The sequence below is a fragment of the Clostridium sp. CCUG 7971 genome (assembly GCF_017590215.1).
Classification (GTDB): Bacteria; Bacillota; Clostridia; order Peptostreptococcales; family Peptostreptococcaceae; genus Faecalimicrobium.
In genome coordinates this window covers 1-17,317 of sequence record NZ_JAFFPK010000026.1, presented here as the reverse complement: position 1 = coordinate 17,317, position 17,317 = coordinate 1, and the positions used below count along the sequence as shown (strand labels likewise).

The 17,317-nt window shown below is 31.2% G+C and carries 17 protein-coding genes and 1 tRNA gene; all 18 read left to right on the top strand.

Annotated elements, in window-relative coordinates; translation table 11 throughout:
• A partial coding sequence (locus JWF52_RS03880; protein WP_208332028.1) for a methylenetetrahydrofolate reductase C-terminal domain-containing protein occupies positions 1 to 357 on the top strand: 357 nt, incomplete at its 5' end.
• A gap of 34 nt (positions 358 to 391) precedes the next feature.
• Positions 392 to 1,273, top strand: a complete 882-nt coding sequence (locus JWF52_RS03875; RefSeq protein WP_208332027.1) for a methylenetetrahydrofolate reductase — start codon at positions 392 to 394, stop codon at positions 1,271 to 1,273.
• A gap of 108 nt (positions 1,274 to 1,381) precedes the next feature.
• Positions 1,382 to 2,773 (top strand): dihydrolipoyl dehydrogenase, encoded by a 1,392-nt coding sequence (gene lpdA / locus JWF52_RS03870; RefSeq protein WP_208332026.1) that lies wholly within the window; start codon positions 1,382 to 1,384, stop codon positions 2,771 to 2,773.
• Between the two features lie 60 nt (positions 2,774 to 2,833).
• Complete coding sequence (locus JWF52_RS03865) at positions 2,834 to 3,604, top strand: ATP-binding protein (protein WP_208332025.1); 771 nt, start codon at positions 2,834 to 2,836, stop codon at positions 3,602 to 3,604.
• 19 nt (positions 3,605 to 3,623) lie between these two features.
• A complete protein-coding gene (gene acsD / locus JWF52_RS03860; protein WP_208332024.1) occupies positions 3,624 to 4,568 on the top strand; it encodes an acetyl-CoA decarbonylase/synthase complex subunit delta in 945 nt (314 codons plus the stop codon).
• Between the two features lie 28 nt (positions 4,569 to 4,596).
• On the top strand, positions 4,597 to 5,973 hold the full coding sequence (acsC, locus tag JWF52_RS03855; RefSeq protein WP_208332023.1) for an acetyl-CoA decarbonylase/synthase complex subunit gamma: 1,377 nt from the start codon (positions 4,597 to 4,599) through the stop codon (positions 5,971 to 5,973).
• A 27-nt stretch (positions 5,974 to 6,000) separates the two neighbouring features.
• The gene (gene acsE / locus JWF52_RS03850; protein ID WP_208332022.1) at positions 6,001 to 6,813 is read left to right on the top strand and encodes a carbon monoxide dehydrogenase/acetyl-CoA synthase methytransferase subunit; all 813 of its coding nucleotides are present in this window, start codon (positions 6,001 to 6,003) and stop codon (positions 6,811 to 6,813) included.
• A gap of 39 nt (positions 6,814 to 6,852) precedes the next feature.
• Entirely contained in the window at positions 6,853 to 8,979 is a 2,127-nt protein-coding gene (gene acsB, locus JWF52_RS03845; RefSeq protein ID WP_208332021.1) for an acetyl-CoA decarbonylase/synthase complex subunit alpha/beta, read from the top strand.
• Positions 8,980 to 9,002: 23 nt separating this feature from the next.
• Positions 9,003 to 9,377 (top strand): glycine cleavage system protein GcvH, encoded by a 375-nt coding sequence (gcvH, locus tag JWF52_RS03840; RefSeq protein ID WP_208332020.1) that lies wholly within the window; start codon positions 9,003 to 9,005, stop codon positions 9,375 to 9,377.
• A gap of 127 nt (positions 9,378 to 9,504) precedes the next feature.
• Complete coding sequence (gene acsV, locus JWF52_RS03835; RefSeq protein WP_208332019.1) at positions 9,505 to 11,433, top strand: corrinoid activation/regeneration protein AcsV; 1,929 nt, start codon at positions 9,505 to 9,507, stop codon at positions 11,431 to 11,433.
• Positions 11,434 to 11,436: 3 nt separating this feature from the next.
• The gene (gene lipS1 / locus JWF52_RS03830) at positions 11,437 to 12,303 is read left to right on the top strand and encodes a LipS1 family lipoyl synthase (RefSeq protein ID WP_208332018.1); all 867 of its coding nucleotides are present in this window, start codon (positions 11,437 to 11,439) and stop codon (positions 12,301 to 12,303) included.
• Positions 12,300 to 13,241 (top strand): LipS2 family lipoyl synthase, encoded by a 942-nt coding sequence (gene lipS2 / locus JWF52_RS03825; RefSeq protein ID WP_208332017.1) that lies wholly within the window; start codon positions 12,300 to 12,302, stop codon positions 13,239 to 13,241. The genes lipS1 and lipS2 overlap by 4 nt, the downstream gene beginning before the upstream one ends.
• Before the next feature lie 11 nt (positions 13,242 to 13,252).
• Positions 13,253 to 14,068 (top strand): octanoyltransferase LipM, encoded by an 816-nt coding sequence (gene lipM, locus JWF52_RS03820; protein ID WP_208332016.1) that lies wholly within the window; start codon positions 13,253 to 13,255, stop codon positions 14,066 to 14,068.
• Positions 14,069 to 14,232: 164 nt separating this feature from the next.
• The gene (locus JWF52_RS03815; RefSeq protein WP_208332015.1) at positions 14,233 to 14,424 is read left to right on the top strand and encodes a CooT family nickel-binding protein; all 192 of its coding nucleotides are present in this window, start codon (positions 14,233 to 14,235) and stop codon (positions 14,422 to 14,424) included.
• A gap of 24 nt (positions 14,425 to 14,448) precedes the next feature.
• A complete protein-coding gene (locus JWF52_RS03810; protein ID WP_208332014.1) occupies positions 14,449 to 14,865 on the top strand; it encodes a DUF3842 family protein in 417 nt (138 codons plus the stop codon).
• 16 nt (positions 14,866 to 14,881) lie between these two features.
• Positions 14,882 to 15,169, top strand: a complete 288-nt coding sequence (locus JWF52_RS03805; RefSeq protein ID WP_286183987.1) for a DUF8180 domain-containing protein — start codon at positions 14,882 to 14,884, stop codon at positions 15,167 to 15,169.
• A 136-nt stretch (positions 15,170 to 15,305) separates the two neighbouring features.
• Positions 15,306 to 15,398: transfer RNA gene (locus JWF52_RS03800), tRNA-Ser, on the top strand.
• 326 nt (positions 15,399 to 15,724) lie between these two features.
• Positions 15,725 to 17,308, top strand: a complete 1,584-nt coding sequence (locus JWF52_RS03795) for a ClC family H(+)/Cl(-) exchange transporter (RefSeq protein WP_286183986.1) — start codon at positions 15,725 to 15,727, stop codon at positions 17,306 to 17,308.
• Positions 17,309 to 17,317: the final 9 nt, after the last annotated feature.

Sequence of the window (17,317 nt, the reverse complement as noted above, 5' to 3'; positions counted from 1 at the left end):
AAAACACCTGTATATCCAGGAAACAACACTATGTTTATAGGGGAAACAAAGAGAGTTGGAGAATTTGAAGAAGCTTGTAAAGCTTGCGGGGAATGTGAACTTGGATGGACAGGAGGAATATGTCCAGTAACTATGTGTGCTAAAGGATTAATAAATGGTGCATGTGGTGGAGCTAAAAATGGTAAGTGTGAAGTAAGTCCAGAAAATGAATGTGCTTGGATAAAGATATATGAAAGATTAAATGATATAGACCAATTAGAAAATTTATTAGAAATAAGACCGATGAAAGATTATTCTAAACAAAATAATCCAAGAACTTTAAGTTTAAAGAAAAAAGAAGAAGTAACTAATGCTTAAGAGCTTTTAAAAGGTTAAAAAGGGGGATTTTTTTATGAGCTTACTAAAACAAACATTAGAAAGTGGAAAATTTGCAGTTACTACAGAAATGGCACCTCCAAAGGGAACGGACCTTTCTCATTTATTAGAGTGTGCCAAACCATTAGTAGGAAGGGTACATGCGGCAAATGTAACAGATTTCCAATCTGCGGTAATGAGAACAACTTCTCTTGCTACATGTAAATTATTAAAAGATGTTGGATTAGAGCCAGTTTTACAAATGACTGGTAGAGATAGAAATAGAATAGCAATACAAGGTGAAATGTTATCAGCAGGTGTATTTGGAATAAATAATATGCTAGCTTTAACAGGAGATCATACAGTTGTAGGAGACCATCCACAAGCTAAAGGTGTATTTGATTTAGATTGTATAGGGATACTTCAAACAGCTGAAACACTAAAGTCAGGAAAAGATTTAGTTGGTAATGAATTAAAAGGATCACCTGATTTTTATTTAGGAGCATCAGTAACTCCAGAATATGCTCCAATAGAAATACAATTAATGAAAATGCAAAAGAAAATAAATGCTGGAGCTAAGTTCTTCCAAACTCAAGCGGTTTATGATATAGAAACAATGAGATCATTTAGAAAAGCAACAAAAGATATGGATTGTAAAGTATTAGCTGGTATAGTTCCTTTAAAATCTCCAGGAATGGCTAAATTTATGACTGCAAATGTACCTGGTATATTTGTTCCAGATGATCAAATAGAAAGATTAAGAGCAGCTGGAAAAGAAAACTGGGTATCTGAAGGTATAAAGATGGCAGGAGAATTTATAAGACAATTAATAGATGAGGATTTATGTGATGGTGTACATATAATGGCGATAGGAGCAGAAGAAAATGTTCCATCAATATTAGATGTTGCACAGTTATAAAAAATTCGCTTTGTTTAAGCCGCTGCGTGGGCGTTAATCTTCATGCCGTTCAAGTAGTTAGTCTACACGTTGTTCCGATAATTTATTAATGTATATGGGGGAAACTAAATGAAAATAGCAGTTATAGGTGGAGGTCCAGGAGGATATGTTGCAGCTTTAAAAGCAGCAATGCTTGGAGCAGATGTAACAGTTATAGAAAAAAGAAGGGTAGGAGGTACTTGCTTAAATGTAGGATGTATTCCAACTAAAGCACTACTTGCGTCTTCTTCAATGTTGATGAATATAAAAGAAGCAAAAGATTTTGGAATAAGTATAGATGGAGAAGTTAAAGCTGACTTTTCAGCTATAATGAATAGAAAAGATAAAATAGTTAATCAACTAATAACAGGAATAGAATTCTTATTTGAAAAAAGAGGAATAAATTTAGTTAATGGATTTGGAAAACTATTAGACAAAAATAATATAGAAGTTACTAAGGATGATGGAACTAAAGAGATTATAAATGCTGATAAAATAATTTTAGCTAATGGTTCAGTTCCAATAGTACCACCGATGTTTCCATATGATGGAAAAATTGTAATTACTAGTGATGAGGTTCTAGGATTAAAAGAACTTCCTGAGTCAGTTTTAATAGTTGGTGGAGGAGTTATAGGCTGTGAAATTGGTCAATTTTTAAGAACTTTAGGAACTGAAGTAACGATAGTTGAAATGAATGAACAATTATTACCTTTCGAAGATAAAGATGTAGCAAAACAGTTGCAGAGACAGTTTAAAAAGGATAAAATTAAAGTATTAACAGGTATTGGTGTTCAAACTTGTGAAGTTGTTGATAATGCAGTAGTTGCAACACTTTCAAATGGAAAACAAATTAAAGCGCAATACGGATTAGTTGCCGTTGGTAGAAAGCCAAACCTTTCAAATTCTGGGGTAGAAGAACTAGGGATAGATTTGGAAAGAGGCAAAATAGTAGTTAATGAAAATCTTGAAACAAACATAGAAGGAATATATGCAATTGGAGACTTAATAAATACTCCATTCTTAGCACATGTTGCTTCAAAAGAAGGGATAGTGGCAGTAGAAAATGCTTTAGGTAAATCTAAAACAGTTAACTACACTGCTATACCAAGATGTGTATATACTGAACCAGAAGTGGCAGCAGTAGGTAAAACAGAAAAAGAACTTCAAGCTCAAGCACAAGAGTATCATATAGGACAATTCGATTTTAGAGCACTAGGTAAGGCTCAAGCCATAGGACATTTCCAAGGATTTATCAAAATATTAGCAGACAAAAACGACAAAATAATAGGGGCTTCAATAGTTGGACCTCATGCGACAGATTTATTAACAGAACTATCACTTGCTGTTCACTTAGGATTAACAGTAGAACAAGTAGGAGATGTAATACATGCACACCCAACATTATCTGAGGGTATAATGGAGGCTCTTCATGATGTTCATGGAGAATGTGTTCATGCAGCTCCTAAACTAGCAAAAGCATAGAAAAAAGCAGAGTGAACTTTTAAAGCTCTGTTTTGACTAAACAAAGGGGGAAATCTTAATATGGGATATAATATAGCTGTTGCAGGAAAAGGTGGAACTGGTAAGACAAGTCTTACAGGGCTTTTAATTAATAATCTTACAAAGAATAACAAAGGATCAGTATTAGTTGTAGATGCAGATGCTAATGCTAACATAAATGAAGTATTAGGTATAGAGGTAGAATCAACTATCGGTGAAATAAGAGAAGAAGTTAGTCAAAGAGAAAAGCAAGGTAATGCATTTCCTGGAGGTATGACTAAAGCTCAGTATTTACAATATAGATTAAATACTTGTTTAGCTGAAGGGGATGGATATGACTTAATGGTAATGGGAAGATCTGAAGGTGAAGGATGTTACTGTTATGTAAATGGAATACTAAGAGAACAAACTGATAAACTATCAGATGCATACGAATACTTAGTTATAGATAATGAAGCTGGAATGGAGCATTTAAGCAGAAAAACAACTAAACATATAGATAAATTACTATTAGTTAGTGATTGCTCAAGACGTAGTATTCAGGCAGTAGCTAGAATTAGGGATCTAGCTAGAGAGCTTAAATTAAGCGTAGGAGAAATACTATTAATAGTTAACAAAGTACCAAATGGAGTACTAAATGAAGGTGTATGCGAAGAAATTGAAAAGCATAAATTAAATCTTATAGGCGTTGTGCCTTTAGATAATTTAATATATGAATATGATTCTACAGGAATACCGTTAGTTAAATTACCTGAAGATTCAGAAGCTAAAACAGCAGTAAGAGATATAATGTCTAAGTTAGAATTAAAATAGGTTTAAGGGGGAAAAACATATGGCATTCAAGATGTCTGTTCAAAAGTATTCTGGTAAGATATCAGAAGTAGAAATAGGGACAGGAGAAAAAGCAATAAAAATAGGTGGAGAAAGTACTCTTCCATTTTATAGTTTTGATGGAGATACTGGAAATATTCAAAAAGTAGGAATTGAAATATCTGATACTTATCCGGAATCATGGATATCTTCAATTAAAGATATGTATAAAGATGTTTGTGATTGTCCTGTTAAGTGGGCTAAGTATGTAGAAGAAAATACAGATGCAGATTTCATATGTTTAAAATTAGAAAGTGCAGATCCAAATGGATTAGATAAATCTGTAGAAGAATGTGCTGAAAATGCTAAAAAAGTAGTTGAATCAGTTAGTATACCTGTAGTTATAGCAGGATGTGGAAACCACGATAAAGATGGAAAATTATTTGAAAAAGTAGCTCAAGCGGTAGATGGACATAACTGTCTATTCTTATCAGCTACTGAAGAAAACTATAAAGCAGTAGGGGCAGCAGCAGCTATGGCATATAGTCATAAGGTTTCAGCTGAATCTTCTGTTGATATAAACCTAGCTAAACAATTAAACGTATTATTAACTCAATTAGGTGTTAAGTCTGAAAGTATAGTTATGAACGTTGGATGTTCTGCTGTTGGTTATGGATATGAATATGTTGCATCTACTATGGATAGAATTAGACTTGCTGCATTTGGTCAAAATGATAAAACATTACAAATGCCAATAATAACTCCGGTATCATCTGAAGTATGGCATGTTAAGGAATCTATAGCAAGCCAGGAAGATGAACCAGCTTGGGGATGTGTAGAAGAAAGAGGTATAAACATGGAAATTTCAACTGCTGTAAGTTCATTAGCTGGAGGAGCAAATGCAGTTATACTTCGTCATCCAAAATCAATAGAAACTGTAAAAGAATTAGTTAATGCGTTAGCTTAATAAATTGTAGGGTTAGGGGGATAAAATAATGGCACTAAAAGCTTTAGATATATTTAAATTAACACCAAAGAAAAACTGTAAGGATTGTGGATTTCCAACTTGTATGGCCTTCAGTATGAAGGTTGCTTCAGGAGCGATAGAAGTTAGCAAGTGTCCACATATGTCAGATGATGCTATAGCACAATTATCAGAGGCAACAGCACCTTTAATGAAAGGTTTAAAAATAGGAACAGGAGCTGCTGAATACGAAGTAGGAGCGGAAACTGTATTATTTAGACATGAAAAAACTTTAGTAAACAGAAACAGATACGCAGTAGCTTTCTGTGAGTGTATGACTGATGAAGAAATAGATGCAAAGCTAAACAATATAAGAAATGTTAACTATATAAGAATAGGCGAAGAAATGAAAGTTGAAATGGCCCTTTTAGAATACTTCGAAAATAAAGATGGATTCTTAAAGTTAATAAATAAAGTTAAAGATAGTGGATTAGAGTTAGCATACATAATATATTGTGAAGACCCAGATGTAGCTAAAGAAGCTGTTGAAATATTAAAGGATAAAAAGCCAGTATTATATGGTGCAAATAAAGATAACTACAAAGAAATGATAGAAGTAGTTAAAGGAAATAAATTGCCTCTAGGTGTTAAAGCATCTAGCCTAGAAGAATTATACTCTACAGTTGAATTAGTTCAAAAGGCAGGATATAAAGAATTAATACTAGATGTAACTGGAGATAGTATAAAAGATACATTTGCTAATGCTGTTCAAGTTAGAAGAATAGCACTTAAAGAACAAGATAGAACATTTGGATACCCTTCAATAGTATTTGCAAATAAATTATCAGATAAAAATCCAAATATGGAAGTTGCATTATCATCAATGTTTACTATAAAATACGGATCAATAATAGTATTAGATGATATAAATTATTCAAAAGCATTACCATTATTTGCTCTAAGACAAAATATATTTACTGACCCACAAAGACCAATGAGAGTTGAAACTAAGGTATATCCAATAAATAATCCAGATGAAAATTCACCAGTATTAGTTACTGTTGACTTCGCATTAACTTACTTTATAATAGCTGGAGAAATAGAAAGATCTAAAGTACCAACTTGGCTAGTTATACCAGATGCTGGTGGATACTCAGTTCTTACAGCGTGGGCTGCAGGTAAATTTGGAGGAAATTCTATAGCTAAATTTATAAATGAGTGCGGTGTAGCTGATAAAACTAAGAATAGAGATTTAATAATACCAGGTAAGGTAGCTGTCCTTAAAGGAGATATAGAAGATAGCTTACCAGGATGGAATGTAATTATAGGTACAGAAGAATCTATGGAATTACCGAAATTCTTAAGAGAATACAAAGAAAAACATGATCAAACTTTAGCGAATGCCTAAAAGTTAAAACTAAGGGGGATAAATTAAATGGAAAAATTTATGATTATAGGTGAAAGAATACACTGTATATCGCCAGTAATAAGAAAAGCTTTAGCGGAAAAAGACCCAGCTCCAATATTAAAAAGAGCAAAAGAACAATTAGAAGCAGGGGCTCATTATATAGATTTTAACATAGGTCCAGCAGAAAGAGATGGAGAGGAGTTAATGACTTGGGGGGTTCAATTACTTCAAAACGAATTTAACAATGTTCCAATAGCTTTAGATACTGCTAACCAAAAAGCTATAGAAGCAGGACTTAAAGTATACAATAGAGAACATGCAAAGCCAATAATTAACTCTGCAGATGCAGGATCTAGAATAGGATTAATAGATTTAGCAGCTGAATATGAAGCTAAGGTTATAGGCTTATGTGCTAAAGAAGGTATACCAAGAGATAATGATGAACGTATGGGATACTGCCAAGAAATATTAGAAAAAGGCTTAATGTTAGGGATGGAGCCAACAGATATATTATTTGACCCATTATGCTTAGTTATAAAAGGAATGCAAGAAAAGCAAGTAGAGGTATTAGAAGCTATAAGAATGATGACTGAGATGGGATTATTAACTACAGGTGGACTGTCTAACGTGTCTAATGGATGCCCTAAACATATAAGACCAATACTTGATAGTGCTTTCTTAGCTATGGCAATGGCAAATGGATTTAGCTCAGCTATAATAAATCCATGTGATGAAGAGTTAATGAGAACTATAAAGTCTTGTGACATAATAAATGGAGCTTCTTTATATGCAGATTCCTTCTTAGAGTTAAGTGAAGGTGGATTTGCATTTAACGGATAAATAAAAATATATATAAGAAGCTAAAAAGGGGGAAGTAGAGTGAATTTATATAATATAATTTTTACAGGTTCAGAGCAAGCTTTAAGTGTTGCTAAAGGTATGTTATCAGAGGCAATAGAGAAAAATGGAAGAGAACATAAAGTTGCATTTCCTGATACTGCATACTCACTACCATGTATTTATGCAGCAACAGGCCAAAAGATGAACTCACTTGCTGATTTAGAAGCAGCATTAGGTATAGTTGAGAGCTTAATAAATAGAACTCATTTATTAGAACATGCATTAAATTCTGGTTTAGCTACAGCTTTAGCTGCTGAAGTAATTGAAGCTATAAAATATTCAACTATGGATGCACCGTATAGTGAGCCGTGTGCAGGTCATATAACTGACCCAATAATAAGATCTCTAGGAGTTCCATTAGTAACAGGAGATATACCAGGTGTTGCAGTTGTACTTGGAGAATGCCCAGATGCTGAAACTGCTGCTAAAGTTATAAAAGATTACCAATCTAAAGGTTTATTAACTTTCTTAGTTGGAAATGTCATAGACCAAGCTATAGAAGCTGGAGTTAAGATGGGGCTTGAATTAAGGGTTATACCTTTAGGATACGATGTAACTTCTGTTATACATGTAGTTTCTGTTGCAATAAGAGCAGCATTAATATTTGGAGGTTTAACTCCAGGAGATTTAAACGGTCTATTAGAGTACACTGCTAAGAGAGTTCCAGCGTTTGTTAATGCATTTGGACCACTTAGTGAATTAGTTGTATCTGCTGGAGCAGGAGCAATAGCTCTAGGATTCCCAGTTATAACAGATCAAACTGTACTTGAAGTTCCAATGAACCTTTTAACTCAAAAAGATTATGATAAAATAGTAGCTACTTCATTAGAAGCTAGAGGTATAAAGATAAAAATTACTGAAATACCAATACCTGTATCATTTGCAGCAGCATTTGAGGGTGAAAGAATAAGAAAGAATGACATGTTTGCTGAGTTTGGTGGAAATAAAACTGAAGCTTGGGAACTTGTTATAAAAAGAGAATTAAGTGAAGTTGAAGACCATAAGATTGAGGTTATAGGTCCTAATATAGATGAAATAGAAACAGATGGAGTTGTTAGATTACCACTTGCTATTATAGTTAATATAGCTGGTAAAGCAATGCAAGATGACTTTGAACCAGTTTTAGAGAGACGTCTGCATTACTTCCTAAACTATATAGAAGGTATAATGCATGTTGGTCAAAGAGATATGTCTTGGATAAGAGTATCTAAAGATGCATTTGAAAAAGGATTTAGACTAGAACATATTGGAGAAGTTTTATATGCTAAAATGTTAGATGAGTTTGAATCTGTTGTTGATAAGTGTGAAATAACTATAATAACTGACGCTGACAAGGTTTCAGAATTAAAATCTCAAGCACAAGTAAGATACAATTCTAGAGATGAGAGATTAGCTTCATTAGTTGACGAAAGTGTTGAAGAATTCTATTCTTGTAATCTTTGTCAATCATTTGCACCAGCTCACGTTTGTGTTGTTACTCCTGAAAGACTTGGACTTTGTGGGGCAGTTAGTTGGTTAGATGCTAAGGCTACTAAAGAATTAGATCCAACAGGGCCATGTCAACCAATAGTAAAGGGTGAATGCTTAGATGATAGATTAGGTAAATGGCAATCAGTAGATAATACAGTAGGAGAAATATCTCAAGGTGCTGTTGAAAGTGTTACATTATACTCTATACTTGAAGACCCAATGACTTCTTGCGGATGCTTCGAGTGTATATGCGGTATAATGCCAGAAGCTAATGGGTTTGTTATAGTAAACAGAGAATTCTCGGATATAACTCCAGTTGGTATGACATTTGGAGAACTTGCTTCTATGACAGGAGGAGGGGTTCAAACTCCAGGATTCATGGGACATGGAAGACACTTCATATCTTCTAAAAAGTTTGCTTTTGCTGAAGGTGGGCCAGAGAGAATAGTTTGGATGCCAAAAGAATTAAAAGAATATGTAGCTGATAGATTAAATGCTACAGTAAAAGAAATGACAGGTATAGAAAACTTTACAGATATGATTTGTGATGAAACAATATCTAGTGATTCTGAGGGTGTATTAGCATTCTTAGAAGAAAAAGGTCATCCAGCATTATCTATGGAATGTGTAATGTAAATTATCATATTAGGAGGAATAGTATGAAAGTTATACCAAGTTTGAAGTACACTAGTAAGCATGAGTGGGTAAGAGTTGAAGGTGAATATGCTTATATAGGAATAACAGATTTTGCACAAGATCAATTAGGAGAAGTATTATTTGTTGAGATGCCAGAAGTTGAAGATGAATTAACTAAAGATGAAGATTACGGAGTAGTAGAATCTTCTAAAGTTGCATCTGACTTAGTCGCTCCTTTATCTGGAGAAGTTGTTGAAATAAATGAAAAATTAGAAGATGAACCTGAATATATAAATGAAGATCCATATGATGCATGGATTGTAAAAATAAAAATAGCAGATACTGATGAGCTTGATAGTTTATTAGATGCTGAAATGTATGAAAGTGAAATAGAATAGCATTAGAAAGAGTATAGAGGATTTGAGTGCACGCAAATCTATCTATACTCTTTTTTTAACAATAAACAACTTGAGAACTTAACATGTGCTAAAATTATATTAGATAAAGGCATTAAGGGGGAGAGCTATGATAAAAGTAATTTTTAAGTCACATAACAAAGAGGTATATTGTAATAAAGGGGATAATCTATTAGAAGTTTTACGAAATACGGATATATTTATAGATGCTCCTTGTGGTGGAAATGTATCTTGTGGAAAGTGTAAAGTAAAGTTATTAAAAGGGAATGTTGATAGCGAAAAGACAATACATATAAAAGATGAGGAATGGGAACAAGGGTACATATTAGCTTGTAGCACTAAAGTAATTGATAATATAGAAATAGAAGTTCCTTCTAAACTATCATCATCTATGCATGGCATGAAGATAGAAGGTAGCGATAAAAAGAAAGATAAAGAAATATTTGATAGAGCTAAGAATATAATAGAGACTCATAATTTAGATTTTAAAACTAATATAGAAAAAACATATATAGAAATGGAAGAACCAAATCTAGATGATAACATAAGTGATGTAGATAGACTAGAAAGACATGTTAGAAATCACTTAGGGTTTAGTGAAATAGATTTTAAGTTAGACTTACTTAGAAAAATTCCTGTAGTATTTAGAGAAAGTGATTTTAAGGTAACAATAACTTATGTTAAAAAGAAAAATAAAATAACTATAATAAATATAGAAAAAGGAAATACCCAAAATCAATTATATGGAGTAGCAATTGATATAGGAACAACATCTGTAGTAGTTTGTCTAGTTGATTTATACACTAAAGAAGTAATAGATAAAGCATCATCAGGTAATGCTCAAATAAAATATGGCGCAGATGTTATAAACAGAATAATATATTCAACAAAGAAAAATGGATTGGAAGAATTAAATAAAGCTATAATAGATGAAACGATAAACCCACTATTAGAATCTATATATATAAAAAATAATATAAGTAAGGATAATGTGGTTTCTCTTGTCGTAGCAGGAAATACAACTATGTCTAGTTTATTTTTAGGAGTATATACAGATTACTTAAGACAAGAGCCATATATTCCACCGTTTTTAAAATCACCAAGGCTTATGGGAGAAGATGTTCGCCTAAATATAAATCATAGTGCTTATGTTTATCTTGCTCCATCAGTAGCTAGTTATGTTGGAGGAGATATTACAGCTGGTGTATTATCGGCAGGTATATGGTCGAGTGAAGAAAATGTGTTATTTATAGATTTAGGAACTAATGGAGAAATAGTATTTGGAAATAAAGATTATATGATGAGCTGTGCTTGCTCTGCTGGACCTGCATTTGAAGGTGGAGGTATAAGTTGTGGAATGAGAGCATCAAATGGAGCTATAGATAAAGTTAGTATAGATAAATATACACTAAAGCCAAACTTATCAATAATAGGCGAATGTGAACCAATAGGAATATGTGGTTCAGGTATAATTGATTTAATTTGCCAAATGTTACTTAAAGGTGTTATTGATAGAAGAGGTAAAATACATAGAGATATAAATAATGAGAGAATTAGATTTAATGAACATGAAATAGGAGAATATGTATTAGCTTTTAAAGAAGAATACAATTTAGAGAATGATATAACTGTAACTGAAGTTGATATAGATAACTTTATTAGAGCTAAAGGTGCAATATATTCAGGTGCAGCTACTCTTATAGAAAGTTTAGGCATGGACTTTAGTGTAATAGATAAAGTTTATATAGCTGGTGGAATAGGAAATAACTTAAATATAGAAAACTCAATTCTTATAGGATTACTTCCAGATATAGAAAGAGAAAAATTTGAATATATAGGAAATAGTTCCTTAGTAGGTTCATATCTAGCATTAATAAGCAAAGATGCAAAGAAAAAGCTAATTGAAATAGGAGATGAAATGACTTATGTTGAATTAAGTGTTTATCCAACATATATGGATGAATTTATTTCAGCATGCTTTTTACCACATACAAATATAGAACAATTCCCAAGTGTTAAAAAATTATTGGAGGATTAGACTATGAACTTATCAGATAAAATGAATAAAGCATTTAATATAAAAAAAGAAAACTTTGGTGATAAGATAGAATTTGCATATCCAAATGAAACATTAGCTATTAGTACAACTAATAATAGTTGTAATCTAAGTTGTGCCCATTGTAATGGTCATTATCTAAAGAATATGACACCTATAAAAGAATATAAATCTAAAATAAAAGGTAAAAATGTAAGCAGCTTCTTGTTAAGCGGTGGATGTAGTTTTGAAGGAGATGTTCCTATAAATAATCATATAGAAACATTGAAGAAACTAAAAAAAGAAGGGTACAAATTAAATGCCCATTTAGGCCTTATGGACAAAATAAGCATAGAAAATGTTTGTAAATATCTAGATGTAGTTTCTTTTGATTTAGTATTTGATAAAGAAACAATAAAAGAGGTATATAAAATAGATAAAGATAAAAAAGATTATATAAATGTATATGAAATAATAAAGCAAAATGCTGAAGTATCACCACATATATGTATAGGGTTAAAAGGTGGTATAGTAAAAGGAGAATATGAAATCATAAATTATCTAGCTAAAACCCCTCCCCAAAAACTAACATTCATAGTTTTAATACCAACAAAAAACACCGAATATGAAAATGTAAATCCGCCTAATTTAGATGAAGTTTGTGATGTACTTTGCGAGGCAAGAATTCAAATGCCAAATACACATATAAATTTAGGTTGTATGAGACCTAGGGGAATCTATAGAAAAGAATTAGATAGTTTAGCCTTAATGTGTGGAGTTAATAAAATAGTTCTACCAGCGAGAGATGCTAAAAACAAAGCAAATCAAATGAATATGACTATATTAGAGAGTAGGGAGTGTTGCGTATTATGATTAGATTATCCTTAGGCAGTGCTATAGAGCTTGGATTATTAAATAAAGCTAGCGATATCCCCCCTACAACCGCTTATATAATGATTGGTGATAAATGTAGCAATAAATGTACATTTTGTTCTCAATCAGCAGAAAGCAGTACAAGAAAAGATAAATTATCAAGGGTTATTTGGCCAGAGTACTCAAAAGAAGAAATACTAAGAGTTCTAAAGTCATACAACGGAGAGCATATAAAGAGAATATGTATTCAATCAATGGCAAGTAATGAGGCTCATAAAGAAGTTGAAGAATTTATATCTTACATAAAAGATGAAATTGATTATCCGATTTCTCTATCTGCAAAGCTTGAATCTGATAAAGATATAGAGAGATTTTTTAAATGTGGAGTAGATAAAATAGGAATAGCAATAGATGCTTGTAACGAAGAGTTGTATGAAAGTATAAAGGGAAATAACTACAAAGAAAAGTTAGAATTGATAACTAATATGGCAAATAAATACGAAGGTAAAATAAGCACTCATATTATAGTTGGATTAGGTGAAACTCATAAAGATATATATGACCTATATACATACTTAAGAGATAATAAAGTAACTGTAAGTTTATTTGCATTTACACCTGTAAAAGGAACTAAAATGGAAAATATAAGTCAACCTAATATTGAAAGTTATAGAAGAGTTCAACTTATGACTTATATGATAGATAGAGGATATAGTAAAGAATGTTTTAAATTTGAAAATGGGTATGTAACTTATATTGAATTAGATGATGTTATAAAAGAAGATATAAATAAAGGTTATCCTTTTGAAATAAGAGGTTGTAAAAATTGTAATAGACCTTATTATAATGAAAGGCCAGGAAGTACTATTTATAATTACTCAAGAAGTTTAAATGAAGAAGAGATAAAATTGGCTGCAAAAGAAATAAATTTAGCTTAGGGGAGAATTTTATGAATCAGTGGAGAGTAATAAGAAATAAAACATACAATGGTGCTATGAATATGGCGATTGATGAGGCTATTACAATTGCTTATAAAGAAAGAAAAGTAAAGCCTACATTAAGATTTTATACATGGGAGCCAGCATGTCTCACTATAGGATATTTCCAAAAGCTTGAAGGCGAAATAGATATAGAAGCTTGTAAAAAATTAAATGTAGACTGTGTTAGAAGGATTACTGGTGGAAGAGCAGTTCTTCATGAGGATGAACTAACTTATAGTGTTATTGTAGGTGAGGACAATCCATTAATGGACAAAAGTATAAACTTATCTTATAAATTTATAAGTGAAGGGTTAGTAAAAGGTCTAAACTTATGTAATATACATACTGATAATTTAAGTAATGGAGAACGAATAGGTAGAGATAATTTATCAGCAGCATGTTTTAATGCTCATGCCTCTTATGAAATAACAATGAATAATAAAAAGGTAGTAGGAAGTGCTCAAAGTAGAAAACACGGTGTAATACTTCAACACGGGTCTATAGTATTAGATTTTGATGTAGATAAATTATTTGAACTAATCAAAACAGAAAATCAGGATAAAAAAGAGAGATTAATTAGATTTACAGCAAGAAAAGCTAGTGGAATAGAAAACGAATCTAAATTAAAAGTAGATATAAATGATCTAGAAAAAAACTTAATAAAGGCTATGGAAAAGCATTTAAATGTAGAATTTGTAGAAGAAGAACTAAGCGAATATGAGTTAAGTTTAGCTAATAAGTTATATGAAAAGTATAACTCAGATGAACACAATAAAAAGAGATAAATTTAATTGACTTTATATAAAACAAAGTGCTATACTCAAAATATAGTAAAAAATAGTAAAATATAATATAAATTTTGAAATCATGAAGGTTTCTTCGGTGTATTGAAATACCTGAAGAAACTTTTTTTGGTTCAAATAAAAAATCATTTTGGGGAGGGGTTTATATGTGTGAATCAGCAGCTTATGTGTTAAGAAATGAAAAATTAGAAAGAGTAATGGATAATGTAGTAAGTGTAGATCCATATGAAGGTAAAGTTTATTTAACAGATTTATTAGGAGAACAAAAGATAATCGATGGTGAAATAAAAGAAATAAAATTAATGGATCATAAGATAATAATAAAAGAGAGTAACTAAAACAAGATATTAGGGGATAAACATATGATAATAGCAGTTATAGATGGAATGGGTGGAGGAATAGGATCTCAGATAGTATCCACTCTTAGAGACGAATTACCTACATATATAGATATATATGCACTAGGTACAAACTCTATTGCAACTAGTGCAATGATGAAAGCTCACGCCAATAAAGGGGCAACTGGGGAAAATGCAATTGTGACATCCGTAAAAAAGGCAAATATAGTAGTATCGCCAATATCTATGGCTATGCCAAATTCTATGATGGGAGAAGTAACCTGTAAAATAAGTGAAGCTATAGTTGATAGCGAAGCTTTAAAGATATTACTTCCAATAATGCCTGAAAATATTGAATTAGTAGGCTTAGAAAATAAGCCATTAGCTTTACTGATAAAGGATGCAGTCAAGGTTATAAAAAAGGAATTTAATATAAAATAATGGGGGGATTAAAATAATGTTTAGTAAAGATGTTGTAAGATATCACCATGGTCATGACCACGACCATTGCCATGAACATACTCACACTCGTGGAGTAGAAGTTGAAAATAAAGATGAGAAAACTTTAAAAATATTATTACTTCACTGGGTAAACCATAATGAAACTCATGAAGAAGGATTTAGAGAGTGGGTAGAAAAGGCTAGAGAAATAGGGAAAGAAGAAACAGCTAATCATATAGAAAAAGCTATAGAATATATGCAAAAAGCTAATGAAATGTTAATAGAAGCAAAAAAACATATGTAATGCTAAATAAGAATATGATGCAAATATTGTATCATATTCTTTGTTTTTTATTTATATAAAATAAAAAATATACAAATTTATGAAATAAGGTTGACCTTATTAAAAAATATTATATTATATATTTATAAGTTAATACGGAGAAGTACTCAAGCGGCTCAAGAGGATCCCCTGCTAAGGGATTAGGCTGGATTAAACCGGTGCGAGGGTTCGAATCCCTCCTTCTCCGCCAGTAAAGACTATCTATTTTAGATAGTCTTTTTTTATTACAATAACATTATATTTAATTTTTAATATAGTGTATAATAGAAGCATATGATTATATTAGGAGGTATTTAAATGACGTAAGAATAAGTAAGAAGAATTAAGCGCTATAATGAAATATGTATTAAATTATTTGATACATATAGCATATAAAGACAAGATTTAAATTATATAAAAAGTAGATTTTTATTGATAAAACTATATTTTTTCTGTAATTTAACAAATTCTTCATAATAAAGCATATATAAAATATTAGATAGGATAAAATTATAGAGCAAGTGAGGGAAGTTAGAAATGATAGATATTAAAAATAGTACATTTAATATACTAAATAAAGTAAAAAATCTTAAATATAGAATAGTTATAGATTCGTTAATAGTGGGTATGCTAGTAGGTCTAGTAATAGTTTTAAATAGATTTTTAGCAAGTGAATTAGGGAAATTATTTATGAATATGTATAAATTTGCGAAATCTCATGTATACAGTATACCATTTGTATTTTTAATACTTGCAATACTTGGATATTTTGTAGCTAAGTTATCAAAGAAAGAACCGATGATAAGTGGTAGTGGTATTCCTCAAGTTGAAGGAACACTTATCAGGAAATTGAATATGAACTGGTTAAGAGTTTTGATGTATAAATTTATTGGTGGTGTTGCTTGTTTAGGAGCAGGACTATCTGTGGGTAGAGAAGGTCCATCAGTTCAAATGGGAGCTTGTATAGGTCAAGGAGTGTCTAGTAAGCTAAATAAACTTGACTATGAGGAAAAATATTTAATTACAAGTGGAGCAAGTGCAGGGCTATCAGCAGCATTTAATGCTCCATTATCAGGAGTTATGTTTGCATTAGAAGAAGCACATAAAAACTTTTCACCACTCGTTTTACTTTCTGCTATGGTAGCATCTTTAAGTGCCGATATTATATCAAAAGGATTTTTTGGTATAATACCATCTCTTGAATTTTCAAAACTAGCAATTATGCCTCTTAAATATTATTGGGTATTAATTTTTCTAGGTGTTATGGTAGGTATAAGTGGAGTAATATTTAATACAGGAATTTTAAAGACACAAAGTATATTTAAAAATAGTAAAATGAAAATAGAGTATAAAATAATAATACCATTTTTATTAGCAGGACTAATTGGAATTATATCACCGATTTTATTAGGTGGAGGTCATGAACTTATAATGAGTTTAAAAGGTATGAATTTTACTATAACTACATTACTTATATTTTTATTTGTAAAATTTATTTTTACATTTATTAGTTTTGGGTCTGGAGTTCCTGGGGGGATATTTTTCCCATTATTAGTATTAGGAGCCTTAGTAGGAAATATAGTTGGGTTAATTGGGGTTAATTATTTAGGAATCCCTAATGAATATTTAATTAATTTTGTGGTACTTGCTATGGCAGGTCATTTTGCAGCGTCAGTAAAAGCTCCAATAACAGGGATATTACTTATATCAGAAATGACAGGCACATTTGAACATTTATTACCACTAGCTATAGTAGTAATAGTAGCACAATTAACATCAGATTTATTAAATGCAAACCCAATATATGAAGAACTTTTAGACAGAATACTTCATAAGCAAGATAAATATAATACAGAAATATCAACAAATAGTAAAACGCTATTGGAAATAGGAATAGAATTAGATAGTTGTATAGAAGGAAAATATATAAAAGAAATTAATTGGCCTAAAAATGCTTTAGTTGTATCTATTACTAGAGGGAATAAAGAAATATTACCAAAAGGAAATACAAAAATACATGTTGGTGATTATATGGTAGTAATGACAGATGAATCAACATCATCAGAGGTGTTAGAAGAGATATCAAAACTATCTAAAAATAGTCAAACTGAAAATAGCTAAAGATAATAT

Coding starts and splice junctions, on each gene's coding strand:
- JWF52_RS03815 (WP_208332015.1), top strand. CDS start 14,233: ATGTGTGAATCAGCAGCTTATGTGTTAAGAAATGAAAAATTAGAAAGA.
- JWF52_RS03875 (WP_208332027.1), top strand. CDS start 392: ATGAGCTTACTAAAACAAACATTAGAAAGTGGAAAATTTGCAGTTACT.
- JWF52_RS03865 (WP_208332025.1), top strand. CDS start 2,834: ATGGGATATAATATAGCTGTTGCAGGAAAAGGTGGAACTGGTAAGACA.
- acsV (WP_208332019.1), top strand. CDS start 9,505: ATGATAAAAGTAATTTTTAAGTCACATAACAAAGAGGTATATTGTAAT.
- lipM (WP_208332016.1), top strand. CDS start 13,253: ATGAATCAGTGGAGAGTAATAAGAAATAAAACATACAATGGTGCTATG.
- JWF52_RS03795 (WP_286183986.1), top strand. CDS start 15,725: ATGATAGATATTAAAAATAGTACATTTAATATACTAAATAAAGTAAAA.
- acsD (WP_208332024.1), top strand. CDS start 3,624: ATGGCATTCAAGATGTCTGTTCAAAAGTATTCTGGTAAGATATCAGAA.
- JWF52_RS03805 (WP_286183987.1), top strand. CDS start 14,882: ATGTTTAGTAAAGATGTTGTAAGATATCACCATGGTCATGACCACGAC.
- acsC (WP_208332023.1), top strand. CDS start 4,597: ATGGCACTAAAAGCTTTAGATATATTTAAATTAACACCAAAGAAAAAC.
- acsE (WP_208332022.1), top strand. CDS start 6,001: ATGGAAAAATTTATGATTATAGGTGAAAGAATACACTGTATATCGCCA.
- gcvH (WP_208332020.1), top strand. CDS start 9,003: ATGAAAGTTATACCAAGTTTGAAGTACACTAGTAAGCATGAGTGGGTA.
- JWF52_RS03810 (WP_208332014.1), top strand. CDS start 14,449: ATGATAATAGCAGTTATAGATGGAATGGGTGGAGGAATAGGATCTCAG.
- lipS2 (WP_208332017.1), top strand. CDS start 12,300: ATGATTAGATTATCCTTAGGCAGTGCTATAGAGCTTGGATTATTAAAT.
- lpdA (WP_208332026.1), top strand. CDS start 1,382: ATGAAAATAGCAGTTATAGGTGGAGGTCCAGGAGGATATGTTGCAGCT.
- lipS1 (WP_208332018.1), top strand. CDS start 11,437: ATGAACTTATCAGATAAAATGAATAAAGCATTTAATATAAAAAAAGAA.